This window comes from Rhodanobacter aciditrophus, assembly GCF_050026795.1.
In the GTDB taxonomy this organism is placed as follows: domain Bacteria; phylum Pseudomonadota; class Gammaproteobacteria; order Xanthomonadales; family Rhodanobacteraceae; genus Rhodanobacter_A.
On sequence record NZ_JALBWP010000010.1, the window covers coordinates 1 to 13681 of the forward strand.

At 70.0% G+C, this 13681-nt stretch carries 9 protein-coding genes; 1 reads left to right on the plus strand and 8 read right to left on the minus strand.

Annotated features, from left to right (window positions below):
* Positions 1-219 precede the first annotated feature (219 nt).
* A complete protein-coding gene (locus ACQGNW_RS05020) occupies positions 220-2481 on the plus strand; it encodes a GH92 family glycosyl hydrolase (RefSeq protein WP_426662030.1) in 2262 nt (753 codons plus the stop codon).
* A 101-nt stretch (positions 2482-2582) separates the two neighbouring features.
* Here the strand turns inward: ACQGNW_RS05020 and ACQGNW_RS05025 are convergent, their stop codons facing one another.
* The 8 genes from ACQGNW_RS05025 to ACQGNW_RS05060 form a co-directional block, all read right to left on the minus strand.
* The gene (locus ACQGNW_RS05025; protein WP_426662031.1) at positions 2583-3017 is read right to left on the minus strand and encodes a GFA family protein; all 435 of its coding nucleotides are present in this window, start codon (positions 3015-3017) and stop codon (positions 2583-2585) included.
* Positions 3018-3180: 163 nt separating this feature from the next.
* Positions 3181-4182 carry an inositol 2-dehydrogenase gene (gene iolG / locus ACQGNW_RS05030; RefSeq protein WP_426662032.1) on the minus strand — a complete coding sequence of 334 codons (1002 nt, stop codon included), beginning with the start codon at positions 4180-4182 and terminating at the stop codon, positions 3181-3183.
* Entirely contained in the window at positions 4175-5038 is an 864-nt protein-coding gene (locus tag ACQGNW_RS05035; protein ID WP_426662033.1) for a MurR/RpiR family transcriptional regulator, read from the minus strand. The genes iolG and ACQGNW_RS05035 overlap by 8 nt, the downstream gene beginning before the upstream one ends.
* A 40-nt stretch (positions 5039-5078) precedes the next feature.
* The gene (locus tag ACQGNW_RS05040; RefSeq protein ID WP_426662034.1) at positions 5079-7334 is read right to left on the minus strand and encodes a GH92 family glycosyl hydrolase; all 2256 of its coding nucleotides are present in this window, start codon (positions 7332-7334) and stop codon (positions 5079-5081) included.
* Positions 7331-8308 (minus strand): carbohydrate kinase family protein, encoded by a 978-nt coding sequence (locus ACQGNW_RS05045; RefSeq protein ID WP_426662035.1) that lies wholly within the window; start codon positions 8306-8308, stop codon positions 7331-7333. The genes ACQGNW_RS05040 and ACQGNW_RS05045 overlap by 4 nt, the downstream gene beginning before the upstream one ends.
* 30 nt (positions 8309-8338) lie before the next feature.
* Positions 8339-9907, minus strand: coding sequence for a CehA/McbA family metallohydrolase (locus ACQGNW_RS05050; protein WP_426662036.1), 1569 nt, complete (start codon positions 9905-9907; stop codon positions 8339-8341).
* Complete coding sequence (locus ACQGNW_RS05055) at positions 9904-11070, minus strand: phosphatidylinositol-specific phospholipase C1-like protein (RefSeq protein ID WP_426662037.1); 1167 nt, start codon at positions 11068-11070, stop codon at positions 9904-9906. The genes ACQGNW_RS05050 and ACQGNW_RS05055 overlap by 4 nt, the downstream gene beginning before the upstream one ends.
* Before the next feature lie 9 nt (positions 11071-11079).
* Positions 11080-13614, minus strand: a complete 2535-nt coding sequence (locus ACQGNW_RS05060) for a TonB-dependent receptor (protein WP_426662038.1) — start codon at positions 13612-13614, stop codon at positions 11080-11082.
* Positions 13615-13681: the final 67 nt, after the last annotated feature.

A 13681-nucleotide genomic window follows, 5' to 3' on the forward strand; every position in this document is an offset into this window, starting at 1 on the left:
CTGGGGCGCCCGGGGGCGTTTGGGGGGCGCCACCCGCCCCCCCCGTCGCGGGGGCGGTGTGTTGGGGTGGGGGGGGGGGGGGGTTTTCCCCGCCCGCGCGGGGGCCACCGCCATCCTGGCCCCGCCCCCACCGCGCTTCTGCTGGAGCGATGCGCCATGATGGGCATCGCTCCGGCAATCCCGCTCCTTCCGACTTCCCGCCGACAGGATTCCTCCGAGATGAAACGGTTCGCCAACCGCCCCCGCCGTGGGGCCCGGGCCGCGCTTGCCTGCGTGTTCGTGATCGCCACCGGGGTACATGCCGCCGACCACGCGAAGGACGTCGATCCGTTCATCGGGGTGGATGCGGACGGCGAGGTCTTCCTCGGCGCCACGGTGCCGTTCGGCATGGTCAAGCTCGGCCCGGACGTGCGCAGCTTCGACGGCAGGCCGGTCAAGTCCGGCTACCACAGCACCGGCGAGGTGGTGGGTTTCAGCCACCTGCATCTGAGCGGCGGCGCGGGCAAGTACGGCAACATCCTGCTGGCCCCGGTCACTGGCGCGCTGCAGCCGGCGGACATCCACTCACCGCGCAGCGACGAGGAGGCGGGCGCCGGCTACTACTCGACCTATCTCAGCCGCTACCGGACCCGCGTCGAACTCACCGCCACCCGGCGCACCGGCCTGCACCGCTACACCTTCACCGACGCGGGCGATGCGCACGTCACGGTGGACCTGCAGCACGCGCTCAACGTGGGCAAGGGCGAGGAGGACCAGCGCTTCCTCGGGGGCGACGTCGAGGTGGTGTCCGACCACGAGATCGAAGGCGTGGGCCGCTACATCGGCGGCTGGAACGAGGGCGGCGAGTACCGCGTGTACTTCTACCTGAGCGCCGACACGCCCGCGGCCGGCACGCGGACCTGGCGCGGCCGCGGGCTCGACGCTGCGCGCCGGGCTCACACCGATGCCGACGAGGACCTCGGCGCCTCGCTCGACTACCGAGTCACCGCTGGCCAGACGATCCAGGCCAAGGTCGGCATCTCCTTCATCAGCGTGGCGCAGGCGCGCCGCAACGCCGATGAGGAAATCCCCGGCTGGGACTTCGCCGCCGTGCGCCAGGCGGCGGTGGCGCAGTGGAACCGGGCGCTGGCGCGGATCGAGATCCACGGCGCCGACGAAGTCGAGCGGCGCACGTTCTACACCGCGCTCTACCACACCATGATGATGCCCTCCGACCACAGCGGCGAGAATCCGAAGTGGTCGTCGGGCGAGCCCTATTACGACGACTTCCAGGCGATCTGGGACACCTTCCGCAGCGACGGCCCGCTGCTCACCCTGATCGCACCCGATCGCCAGCGCGACATCGTGCGCTCGCTGATCGACACCTACCGCCATGCCGGCTACATGCCGGACGCGCGCGTCGGCAACGACAACGGCCGCACCCAGGGCGGCAGCAACGCCGACGTGCTGGTGGCCGACGCGTACGTGAAGCGCCTGACCGGCATCGACTACGCCACGGGCCTGCAGGCGATGCTGAAGGACGCCCAGGTGCCGCCGGCCGACCCGCGCAAGCAAGGCCGCGGCGGCCTCGACACCTACAACACGCTCGGCTACATCGCCCAGCCCACCGAGCGCGCCGGCTCGCGCACTGTCGAATACGCCTACGACGACTTCGCCATTGCCGAACTCGCCTGCGGCCTCGGCCACGCACGGGAGGCGAAGCGCTACGTCAGGCAGGCCGGCAACTGGGCCAACCTGTGGGACGCCTCGCTGGAGCAGGAAGGCATCAGGGGCTTCCTGCGCCCGCGCAATGCCGACGGCAGCTGGGCCGCGCCATACCTGATGAAGCGCGGCACCTGGCCGGACTTCTTCTACGAAGCCGACCTGTGGACCTACTCGCTGTACGCACCGCAGGACGTGCGCCGGCTGGTCGCCCTGGCGGGCGGCAGGCAGGCCTTCGTGCAGCGCCTCGACCGCCTGTTCGACCGCGGCCACTTCGACATGGGCAACGAGCCCGGCTTCCTGATCCCCGACCTGTACCTGTGGGCCGGCCGCCCCGACCGCACCGCCGACCGCATCATCGACCTGCTGCGCCGCGACTTCGGCGACAGCCGCGCCGGCATCCCCGGCAACGACGACTCCGGTGCCATGTCCAGCTGGTACGCCTTCCAGTCGATGGGCTTCTACCCCAACGCCGGCCAGGACGTGTACCTGATTGGCACTCCCTCGTTCCCCGAGGTGGACATCGACCTCGGCCACGGCAGGACCTTCCGCATCGTCGCCGAAAACTTCCGCCGCGACCGCCTCAACCGCTACGTGCAATCCGCCACGCTCGACGGCAGGCCGCTGGACACGGCCTGGTTCCGCCACGGGCAGATTGCCAATGGCGGCACCTTGCGGCTGGTGATGGGCTCGAAGCCTTCGGGCTGGGGGACGAAAACGCCGCCGCCTTCGTTGTCGGATCCGGGGTTCGTGCCGTGCGGGAAGCGCGGTGGCGATTAGCGCTGCCGGCATGGGCGAGCCGGACAGACGGGTGCCCCGCTCCTGGCGGGCACGCCGGGGTGGCCGCCTTGTCGCCCGCCTGCAGCGGGCACCCGGAACCGCTACCGCCTCGGCATGCGCTCGAACGCGGGCAGGCCCGCGGGAATCGGGTGGAACGCCTGCTTGTCGACGGTGAAGATGGCCACCTGCGGGGCGCCGAACAGGCTGGGGTCGTCGAACGTGCCGACCTTGAGGATCACGGCAGGCGTGTCCAGTCGCCGCGTGACTAGGTGCGTGCCGCAGTCGGCGCAGAACTCGCGCGTCACGGGCTGTTCGAGGTCGCTGCGCGAGAAGCGCTTTGGCTGTCCCCTGGTATACCGGAAGCCGTCGGGCGGCATGAGCATGAACATGTGGGGTGCTCCGCCGCTGATGTACTGGCACTCGCGGCAGTGGCATTGCCCTTTCAGCAGGGGCGTGCCCTCGGCCACGTAGCGCACCGCGCCGCAGTAGCAACCGCCTTCCAGTTTCAAAACGTCAGCGTGACCATTTGCGTTCATGTGTCGATCCCCGGATGCGGGCATCCCTGGTGTTCGCTGCGACTCCGCGCCGGGCCGGTCGCGGCACTTCATGCCTTGCGCCGTTCGAGCGCCGGAAAAAAACGATCGCACCGCGACGCAAGCCCGTTCCCGCGCCAAGCCATGCACGGAGGTGCGCTGGCGTTCAAGCGCCGACGTCCACGGCCCGCCCCTCGCGCCACGACCTGGTCGCCAGCTCGGCCAGCTCCAGCGCCTTGATGCCGTCCTCGATGGTAGTGCGCACCGGCGCGCCGTGGCACAGCGCGTCGAGGAAGTGCTCGATCTCCAGCGCGTAGGCTTCGCGGTAGCGTTCGAGGAAGAAGGCCTCGGGCTTGTCGCTGCTGATCGAGCGCTCGCCCCAGGCGACGACCTGGGTGGGGCGTACGTTGCCGGCCTGCAGCAGGCCGCGGCTGCCGAGCACTTCGAAGCGCTGGTCGTAGCCGTAGGCGGCGCGGCGCGAGGTGTTGATCTGGCACAGCGCACCGCCGCGGGTGCGCAGGGTCACGGCGGTGTGGGACAGGTCGCCGGCGGCGGCGACCTCGGGCAGGCCGGGGCAGCCGCCGATGGCGTGGACGGCGACGGCTTCGTCGCCGAGGATCCAGCGGAAGATGTCGAAGTCGTGGATCAGCATGTCCTTGAACACGCCGCCGGAGCGCACGAGGTAGTCGACGGGCGGTGGCGCGGGGTCGCGGCTGGTGATCACCAGCGTTTCCGGCGTGCCGATCTCGCCAGCGTCCAGGCGTGCCTTGAGCGCGGCAAAGGTGGGATCGAAGCGGCGCTGGAAGCCGATCATGCAGGTGACGCCAGCCGCGCGCACGGCGGCGGCGCAGGCACGCGCGCGCGCCACGTCGAGGTCGACCGGTTTCTCGCAGAAGATCGCCTTGCCGGCGGCGGCGGCGCGCTGGATCAGGTCGGCGTGGGTGTCGGTGCTGGAGCAGATCATCACCGCGCGGACCGCGGGGTCGGCCAGCGCCTCGTCCGCCGAGGCGACGCGCGCCCCGTGCCGCTCGGCCAGCGCCGCGGCAGCCGCCGTGTTCGTGTCCACCACGCAGCGCAGCCGCGCGCGGGCGTGCCGCGCGAGGTTGCCGGCGTGGATGGTGCCGATGCGCCCGGCGCCGAAGACGGCGACGTCGATCCGTTCAGTCATCGTATCCCCCGGGATGGGACGTTTCTTCGAGCTTGAGTTCGAGCTTGTAGGCCAGCGCCACGAACAGCGACTGGCACAGGCAGATGGTGCTGGCGAGTCCGCGGAAGCCGAATGCGCTGCCCTCGCTCACCTTCAGCGTGACCCTGGCCTCGCTGCCCAGCGGGCCGAGCGCGCTGTCGGTGATGGCCAGCACGTGGGCCTTGTGCTGCTGCGCCACGCGGCTGCAGTACAGCGTCTCGCGGCCGTACGGCGGGAAGCTGATGGCGACGAGCACGTCGTTCCTGCCGATGCTGCGGATCTGCTCGTGGTACATGCCGCCCAGGCCGCTCACCAGGTGCACCCGCTTGTGCGTGTGCTGCAGCGCGTAGACGAAGTAGCTGGCGATGCTGAAGGTGCGCCGCACGGCGACCACGTAGATGTTCTCGGCCTTCACCAGCAGGTCGACCGCGGTGTTGAAGCGCTTGTTGTCGAAGTCGCCGGCCAGTTCGTCCAGGCCGGCGCGGCTGGCGTCGATGAAGCGTCGCGCGATCTCGGCGGAGCCCATGGCATGGCCGTCCGCGATCGCCTGGCGCACGCGCTGCTGGTAGCTGCGCGTCGGTGTCACCGTGTCGGTGTAGTTGCTGCGGAACACCGACTGCAGCTCCCGGAAGCCGGAGAAGCCGAAGCGCTTGGCGAAGCGCACCACCGCCGACGGATGCACGCCGCTGCCCTCGGCCACCTCGTTGATGCGCTGGACCATGATGTTCGCGCGCTGCCGTTCGAGGTAGCTGGCGATGCTCTGCAGCTGGGGCGGCAGCGCCTCGAAGTCGCGCGCGATGTTCAGCAACAGGTCGTCGACCGTCTTCGGGCTGCTCATGGGTTCCATCGCCATTCGTTGGTGCACGGCAACAAGTGTATCAATCCGCCATCACCGGCCGTGGCCGCCAGCCGGCGGCCCAGCGCGAGGGACGCGGTCCCATCACGAAGTCCAGCGTGCCGCCCGCCACGATCTGCGCGTGACTGATCACCGGCACCTCCAGCGGCCTGCCATTGAGCGTGGCCGACTGGATGTACACGTTGGCGGCGGAATTGTTCCTCGCGGTGACGGTGAACGTCCTGCCGCCCGGCAGGTGCATGGTGACGCGCGGGAACAGCGGGCTGCCGATCATGTACTCGGCCGACGCCGGGTTGACCGGATAGAAGCCCAGCGCGGCGAACACGTACCAGGCGGACATCTGGCCGCAGTCCTCGTTGCCGAGGATGCCGGTCGGCGAGTCCGAGTAGGCCTCGGCGGCGATCCGGCGTACCCGCGCCTGCGTCTTCCACGGCGCGCCGACGAAGTCGTACAGGTAGCCGTAGTGATGGCTGGGCTCGTTGTCGTGGTGGTTGTGGCCGCCGGCGAAATGCGCGTCCAGCTTCGCCTCGGCCGCGGCCGGCCCGCCAAGCAGATCCACCGTGCCGCCGATGTCGTGCAGCGCGGCGAACAGGTAGACCCACTGGTCGCCCTCGGTCCAGCCCTCGGTCGGCGACGCCCAGGAGCCGTCGGCGTTGCGGGCCTGCATGAAGCCGCGCGCCGGGTTGAACAGCTTGCGGTAGTCCAGCGAGCGCTGGAGGAAGTGCGCGTAGTCCTGCGCGTGGCCGGTGGCCTTGGCCACCTGCGCCACCGCGTAGTCGTCGTAGGCCTCTTCCAGCGTGCTGGAGGCCGATTCGGCGACCTTGTCGGCGGGGATGTAACCCAGCTTCAGTGCGTAGGTCAGCCCGGCACGCGCCTCGTAGGGCGTGTGCGGTTCGCGGTCGAACCAGCGCCGCGTGGTGTCGCCGTCCGGCGGCACGGTGGCGTCCTTGCGCACGGCCGCGTAAGCACGCTGCCGGTCGAAGCCCTTGAAGCCCTTGGCGATCGCTTCGGCGACCAGCGAATCGGCATGCGTGCCGATCATGATGTTGGTGTAGGACGGATTGGGCCACTTCGGCATCCAGCCGCCTTCGTCGGCGTCCTGCAGCAGCGCCGTCACCATGCCGTCGATGCGCTCGGGCGCGACCAGGGTCAGCAGGCTGTTCTCGGCACGGAAGGTGTCCCAGATCGAGTAGTCGGTGTAGGACACGCCCTCGTGCACCTTGTCGTCGAAGGCGCTGTAGTAGTGCCCGTGCTCGGAGAACAGCCGCGGGTACAGCAGCGCGTGGTAGAGCGCGGTGTAGAAGATGTGCCGTTGCGCCGCGGTGGCGCCGTCGATGTCGAACATGCCCAGCTTGCGGTTCCAGGTGGCCTTGAGCGCCGCGCGCGCGCCGTCGAAATCCCACCGCGGCAGTTCCGCGTCCAGGTTCGCCCGGGCCTGCGCCAGGCTGATGAACGAGGTGCCCACCTGCGCCTCGATGGGCTGGCCCGCGGAGGTGTCGAACGACACGTAGGCGCCCACGTTGTCGCCCTCGACCCGGGTGTTGCCGGGCCGCACCAGCACGCCCTGGTAGACGCTCTGCGCCACGAACGGCTGCCTGAAGCGCACCACGAAGTAGCCCTTGAAGTCGGGCAGCTTCAGCGGCCCCAGGTTGGCGTCCTGGCGGTCGGGGTTGTAGCCGCGGATTTCGTGCTTCTGCGCGTCCACCTCGACGTAGCCGCGGATGCCCGGGCGGGTCGCCTCGACCAGCACCCCGGCGCTGGACTTCAGTGGGAACGCGAAGCGCAGGTAGCCGCAGTGGTCGGTGGCGGTCATCTCGGTGCGGATGTGGCGGCCGTCGCCCGCATCCATGCTGACCGAGTAGCCGTACGGCGTGGCCACTTCGTCCTTGCGCGAGAACTTCAGCTGCCGCGCCTCGGGCGCGTACTTCAGGCCGTCGAGCTCCGGCATCAGGGTGACGTAGCCATAGTCGCCCATCCAGATCGCGGCCTGGTGCGTGCCGATGAAGCCCTGGATGTGCGTGTCGGCGTCGTTGTACGAGGCGACGCTGACACGGTTCTGCCGGGTCTGCGGGGTCCAGTTGGTCATGCCGAACAGCGGGGTCACCAGCGGCATGGTGCCGCCGTATTCCGAACCGGTGCCGGCGGTGCCGATGTGCGGATCGACCCAGTCGACCGGCGTGGTCGGCGCGGAGGATGCTGCGAACAGCGGCGTCGACGCCACCGCCATGGCCAGCACGGAGGCGCCGGCGAGGCGGGCGAGGAAGTCCGAGGGGATCATGCGCGCACCTCCATGAAGCGGGCGACTTCGGCGGCGGAGGGCATCGCCGCGAACGAGCCATGGCGCGTCACCGCCAGCGCGCCGCAGGCGCTGGCGTAACGCAGGGCGGCGTGCAGGCGTGGCCGGTCGCCGACCCAGCCGTCGAGCTCGCCGGGGCCGATGCCCTGCGCGGCGAACTGGTGCAGCAGGCCGCCGACGAAGGCGTCGCCCGCGCCGGTGCTGTCGACCATGTCGACGCGGTAGCCAGGCAGTTCGCCGCCGCCGCCGGGGTGGACCCAGCGCAGCGGCCGCTCCGCGTCGGTCACCACCAGCAGGCGCGTGGCGCCGCGCCACAGGCGCTGCAGCAGCGCGTCCTCGCCGTCATCGGCGAGCCAGGCGTATTCCTCGGCGCTCAGCTTCACCACGTCGGCCAGTTGCAGCGCCTGCCAGGAAGGCGCACGCGGTTCGCCGTCGCGCGGCCACAGCGCGGGACGCAGATTCAGGTCGAAGCTGACGAGGGTGCCGGCACGACGCGCGCGGCGCATGCCTTCCAGCGTTGCCTCCGCCAGCTGCGGATCGGTCAGGCTGTTGGAGCAGGCGTGGAAGGCGGCGGTATCTTCGAACGCCTGCGCGCGGAAGTGCTCGGCGCGGAACAGCAGGTCGGCGGCGGGCGGGCGGTAGAAGCTGAAGCTGCGCTCGCCACGTGCGTCCAGGGTGACGAAGGCCAGCGCGGTGTTGGCGGCGTCGGTGCGCGCCACGTCGGCGGTGTCCACGCCGGCCTGCTGCAGGCTGTCGAGCAGGAAATCGCCGAAGCGGTCCTTCGCCAGCATGCCGGCGAAGCGGGCCGGGCCGCCGAGCCGTGCCACCGCCACCGCGGTGTTGGCCGGCGCGCCGCCGGCGAACGGCTGCAGCTGCCGGGCGAAACCGCGGCCGTCGAACGCCTGCGCGTGCATGTCGATCAGCGCCTCGCCGAAGCAGAGGATGGAGCGTGTCATCGGAATTTCCCCTGGTCCCTGGCGCAGGCCTCAGTCGGCATTGACGTAGATCGGGTTGCCGATCAGCAACGGCACGCCGGCGGCGGAGCGCACCTCGGCGCGCAGCCAGTGGCGCCTGCCGTCGCTGCGCCAGTCGAAACCGACGTGCTGGTCGGCGCTGTCCAGCACGGTGTCGACGGACGGCACGCGGGGCTTGCCGTCCAGGAACACCACCAGCTTCGCGCCCGCCGCATGCGCCACGTGGATGTCGACGTGCACCGGAGCGCCGGCGGCGGCATCGATGGCGTCGCCCATCGCCGCGTGCCGGCCGCCGCTCTGCGCGCTCATCTCCAGCAGGCGGTCGCGGCTGCCTTCCGTGTCGACGAACACATGGCCGGCGCGCACGCCGTCGAGAATCGCCTGCATCGACAGCGCCTGCGCGTGGACCACCGTGACGGGATGCCCGACCGGGTTGGAGCCGAGGCCCACCGCGTCCTGCGAGGCATCGTGGTTGTCGCTGCCGCCGATGCCGGCGAGGCGGTAGCCCCTGGCAATCTGCTTCTCCCAGAACGGTACGCCGGAGAACGGTGTGCCGGCATCCACGCCGTTGACGATCTCGATCGCCTGCACCAGCGACATGTCGATCGGCGGCTGCGCCGTCCAGCCGCAACCCATGCAGGTCTCGTCGCTGGGGCGGACCGGGTGGTTGATCGAGAGCAGGCCGTGCAGCGGCGCCACCTGCTTCGCCAGCGCGGCCCAGTCCTTGACGTGCCTGCCGTCGATGCGGAAGTCCACCGGCGCGGTCGTGCCAAGCAGGCCGGCGTGGCCGGTGAAGGTGGTCAACTCGCGGCCGGGGATCAGCAGCAGGCGGTCGAAGTACGGCTGCAGCTCGCGCATCGCATCGAGCTGCGAGGTGGTGTTGTGGTCGGTGATCGCGATGAAGTCCAGGCCGCGCTTCACCGCCGCCTGCACGGTGAGGAACAGCGGGCAGGGCACGCGCCTGCCCGACTGGCTGGCGCAGCTGCCGTCGCTGTGCGCGGTGTGCATGTGCAGGTCGCCGCGGTACCAGCCGGGCTGGTCACGCAGCGGCGGGTTCAGCACGGCCGGTTCCCAGGCGGGATCGTCCGGCCGGTTGAACCAGATCTCGGCGGTGTAGCTCGAGTGGCTGTCCGTGCGGATGTTCGGGATGCCGAGCAGCAGGCGCCAGCGGCCCGGCCGGATCGGCCCCGGCAGGAACGATGGCGTGGCGTCGCTGGTGGCCACGGTGAACTGCCGCTTCGAGCCGCCGGTCCAGCCGCGGAAGCCGTCCTGGCCGTGGAAGCCGTCCGGTCCGAGCAGGCCCAGGTCGATGGTGGTGTGGTCCGCGTCGTGGCCGCTGTAGTCGAACTGCACGGTGATGCGCCCGGTGCCCGCGGGCACGGTGAACGGCAGCATGCGGTAGCTGTGGTTGTCGCTGCCGTCGAGGCTGCCGCGCAGCACCAGGTCGGGTCGTTCGTGCGCTGCCTGCGGGGCGGCTGCAGCACCGGCCGCGACGGACAGGGCCGCCACCCCGGCCAGCAGCAGGCCGGCCAGGAAGGGACCGGCCGTCAGCAGGCCCGGTCGTCGATGGTGCGAACTCATGGGTGCCCTCCCGCGGCGTCGGCATGGCAGGCCGGGGCGCGCAGCGGATTGCAGCGCGCCACCCCGGCGTCGGGCAACTGTACGCGGTAGGGGCCGAAGCGCGGGTCGGGCCAGATGTAGTCGGTGGAGACGTACTGCGCACCGCTGGCGAAGGCGGCGTCGCGGCGGCGGGTGTCGTTGCGGCGCGCCTCGACCGTGTCCGCGTCGGCGCGGGTGCGCACCATGTAGCCGGCGGCGACGTCGCGCCTGATCCTGGCGGCCTCGCCCTGCGGGTCGTTCAAGGTGAGGTAGGCGGCCGCCGGCGAGTCCTCGCCGGTGTTGACGAACATCACCCGGCCTTCCAGCGAATGCCGCGCGCCGCGGTACAGCGCGACCTTGCGCTCGTGCTCGTCGAGCACGAAGAATTCCCTGCCGCGCGCCTGGCCCAGGGTCGGCCAGTGGCCGGCCCGTACCGCCTCGCGCAGGGTCGGGTAACGGCCCTGGACGTCGTCGGGCGTGACCAGGTCGGCGGGCGACAGCACCGCGCGGATCTCCGCGTCCAGCGCATCGAACGCGGCCGCGGTGAAGCGCAGCGGGGCGACGGCGCCCGGTCCCTCGGGATCGTCCTTGGCGTTGATCAGCAGCATGATCGGCACATGCCGCGGGTGCGCGTGCGACCAGTCGCGGATGATCGTGAGGCAGGCGACGAAGGTCTGGCAGCTGCTGCGGAAGTCGATGTCCGCCATGTGCATCACCTTGAAGCCCGGCTGCTGCATCTGCCGGGTCGCGGCGGGCGACCACGGCGAATGGGCGTAGCCCTTGCGCAGCGCACCAGGCGGATGCGCGTAGTAGCCGCCGTGCGGGTCGTAGTAGACGTCCAGCTCCAGCGTGCGTGCGCCGTGGTCGAGCTGCTCGCCGAGCGGGCGATGGCCGTAGTCGATGCCGTCGGCACGCGGATCGCGCGCGCGGTGGGCGGCCAGCTCGGCCGGCGGCATCGCCTGCTTGTAGCTGTTGTGCGTGCCGACCACCTGCAGGTCGTTCATGTGCAGCGTGCGGTCCAGCGCGGCCAGGTCGCAGCCGGGCGATGCCGCTTCCAGGTCGCAGGTGGCCAGGGCCGCCGTCCATGGCAGCAGCAGGGCGGCGGCCAGCAGGCACCGGCGCGGATGTGTCGTCCCCATCCTCATGGGCAGGCTCTAGAACCGGTACATGACGGCGGCGCGGTAGGCGCGGCCGAGGATCGGGCGCGCGATGAAGGTATTCGCGCCCACGTCGGCACTGGCCAGCTCGCCGGCACGCGGATTGCCTTCGGTGAGGCCGAGCGAGTTGGTCATGTTGTCGGCGTACAGGAACACGGAGAAGTTCGGCAGCACGTCGTAGCGGGCGCTCGCGCTCAGCACGTAGTAGGACGGCAGCTTCACCGAGTTGGCGGTATCCACGTAGCGCTGGCCTTCGTGTTCGTAGGCCAGCTGCAGGCGCAACCTGCCGCCGAGCAGGTTCACGCCGGGCACGACGCGGTAGCTCATCTTCGGCACGCGGATCAGCTGGTTGCCGGTGTAATTGACCAGCAGCGGGCCGCCGCTGGAGTCCTTGGTGGTATAGCGCAGGCCTTCGTACTTCGGATCCTGGTAGGTGGCGGTGAGCTGCACGTCGAACCAGTCCGCCGGGAACCAGGTGGTCTCCAGTTCCAGGCCCTTGGTCTTGGTGCTGGCGTAGCCGGTCTGCGCCACCGAGGTGTTGTTGTTGGGGTCGAACACGTAGTTGCTGAAGCCGACGTCGTCGTACTTGGTGTAGAACGCCGTGGCGTAGAGGTCCAGCCAGCGGTTGGAGAACTTGTAGCCGACCTCGCCCAGCTTCATGGTCTGGATCAGCGGGGTGGCCGTGGCGTTGGTGATGTAGGTGCTGAGGTTGGGCAGGCGGTAGGTGGGCGTCCAGCGCGCGAACACGCCCGAGCGGTCGGAGAACTGGTAGTTGGCGCCGAGCGTCCAGCCCAGCTTGCTGAAGCCGTGGTCGTAGTTGACGATCTGGCCGGTGCCGGTCTGCATGCTGGAGGTGGGGAAGGTGCCGAGGTTCACGTTGTGCTTCTTCTCGACCCAGCCCTTGGTGTCCACGTGCTCCCAGCGCACGCCGCCGTCGATGCGCAGGGCGTCGGTGACCTGCCATTCGTCGGAAAGGTAGAGCGCGTCGGTGGTCGAGCTGCCGTTGGCGTTCTCCCACTCGTAGCCGTAGCTGTAGAAGCCGTTGTCGGTGATGGTGCCGAGCGGCTGGCCGTTGGCGCCCACCGCTACCAGGTCGAGCAGGCGCGCCCGGTCGCGCGCATCCAGCAGCACGGTGGAAGAGTAGCGGCTGAAGCCCTGGTTGAAGTGGGCGCGATAGTAGCCGATCGTGACGTCGTGGCTCTGCCCGCCGATGTCGAACTTGCGCAGCAGGCGCAGGTCGTTGTCGAACTCCTGCAGCGGCATGGTGACGCCGCGCAGGCCGCCGATCACCACCAGGCCATTGCCGTTCTGGCCCTTGTTGTCGAATACCTGCGACGGGTTGTCGACGTAGCGCAGATCCAGTCCGGTGGTGCCGGCCGGCAGGTAGGGCGCCCAGGCGGCGAGGTTCTTGGACGAGCCGAGGAAGCTGTCCGCGCTGGACAGCGCATTTGGGAACATGCCGTTGCGCTGGGTCTTGGTGTCGCTGTAGCGCATCGCTTCGGCGAGCTTCCAGTCGGCACCCAGGTCGTGGTTGAACTTCAGCGTGAGCTGGTCGCGCTTGACGTGCGTGCCGAGGCTGTTGTCGAAGTCGTACAGGCTGCCGTTGGCCTCCTTCATCATGGCGTGCTCCGTTTCCGGACCGGCCAGCGTGCCGAAGTTGCCGTTGAAGCCGGGCACCGCGCGGATGTCGCCGCTGGCGGTGGTGCGCATGGGAATGCCCAGGTACAGGGCGACGTCGTCGTCCATGTGCTTGATGTCCGCGCTGAAGCTGCCGTGCTCGAATTCCTTGGCGATGTTCATGCGGATCTGGCCGCCCTCGTTGGCGTTGAAGCCCGGGTTGCGGATGCCGTTGTCGACGCGGTAGAAGCCGCCCACGCCGAACTTCCAGCCGTCGCCCACCGGCGTGCCGTACCAGAAGTCGGCGCGGTTCAGGCCGTAGTTGCCGGTGGTGTACTTGAAGATGCCTTCGGGCGTGTCGCCGGCGCGGCGCGGGATGAAGTTGATCGCGCCGGCGGGCGCGTTCGAGTAGAACACCGACGAGGGGCCGCCGCGCACCACCTCGATGCGTTCGATCGTCTCGTCGAGGCGGAACGCCTGGTCGGCGTTGAGGTAGCCCAGCGCCGGGTCGTGCTGCACCGGCAGGCCGTCCTCCAGCAGGGTGACCGAGCCGAAGCCGTCGACCGGGATGCCGCGCGCGCGGATGTTGCCGCTGGCTTCGCCGCCGGAGGCCTCCACCCAGAAGCCGGGCACCGACTTCATTGCCTCGGTGACCGAGGTCGGCGCCTGCATGCGCAGGCGGTCCTCGTCGATGGTGGTGATCGAGTAGCTGGTCTCGGCCTTGGTGCGGGTCTCCACGCCGGAGCGGGCGGTGACCACGACGGTGTTGAGGTCCTTGGCCTTGGTCTTGTCGGCGCTGGTGGCGGCCTGGCTGGTTGCGCCGCTGTCCTGGGCGAAAGCGGGGGCGGCGCTGGCGAGCAGCAGGCTGCCGAGCAAGGCAGTGCGGATCGCGCTACTGACGGTATTGGGACGCATCGCGAATCTCCGGTTGGATGTTGGACCCACGGGATGTGGAACGGCTAAAGCTGTGGCGGGTGGGGCA

Bases quoted from the DNA above. Each gene is read 5' to 3' on its own strand.
- ACQGNW_RS05060 (WP_426662038.1), bottom strand. From the start codon at position 13,614: ATGCGTCCCAATACCGTCAGTAGCGCGATCCGCACTGCCTTGCTCGGC.
- ACQGNW_RS05050 (WP_426662036.1), bottom strand. From the start codon at position 9,907: ATGAGTTCGCACCATCGACGACCGGGCCTGCTGACGGCCGGTCCCTTC.
- ACQGNW_RS05055 (WP_426662037.1), bottom strand. From the start codon at position 11,070: ATGAGGATGGGGACGACACATCCGCGCCGGTGCCTGCTGGCCGCCGCC.
- iolG (WP_426662032.1), bottom strand. From the start codon at position 4,182: ATGACTGAACGGATCGACGTCGCCGTCTTCGGCGCCGGGCGCATCGGC.
- ACQGNW_RS05035 (WP_426662033.1), bottom strand. From the start codon at position 5,038: ATGAGCAGCCCGAAGACGGTCGACGACCTGTTGCTGAACATCGCGCGC.
- ACQGNW_RS05040 (WP_426662034.1), bottom strand. From the start codon at position 7,334: ATGATCCCCTCGGACTTCCTCGCCCGCCTCGCCGGCGCCTCCGTGCTG.
- ACQGNW_RS05020 (WP_426662030.1), top strand. From the start codon at position 220: ATGAAACGGTTCGCCAACCGCCCCCGCCGTGGGGCCCGGGCCGCGCTT.
- ACQGNW_RS05025 (WP_426662031.1), bottom strand. From the start codon at position 3,017: ATGAACGCAAATGGTCACGCTGACGTTTTGAAACTGGAAGGCGGTTGC.
- ACQGNW_RS05045 (WP_426662035.1), bottom strand. From the start codon at position 8,308: ATGACACGCTCCATCCTCTGCTTCGGCGAGGCGCTGATCGACATGCAC.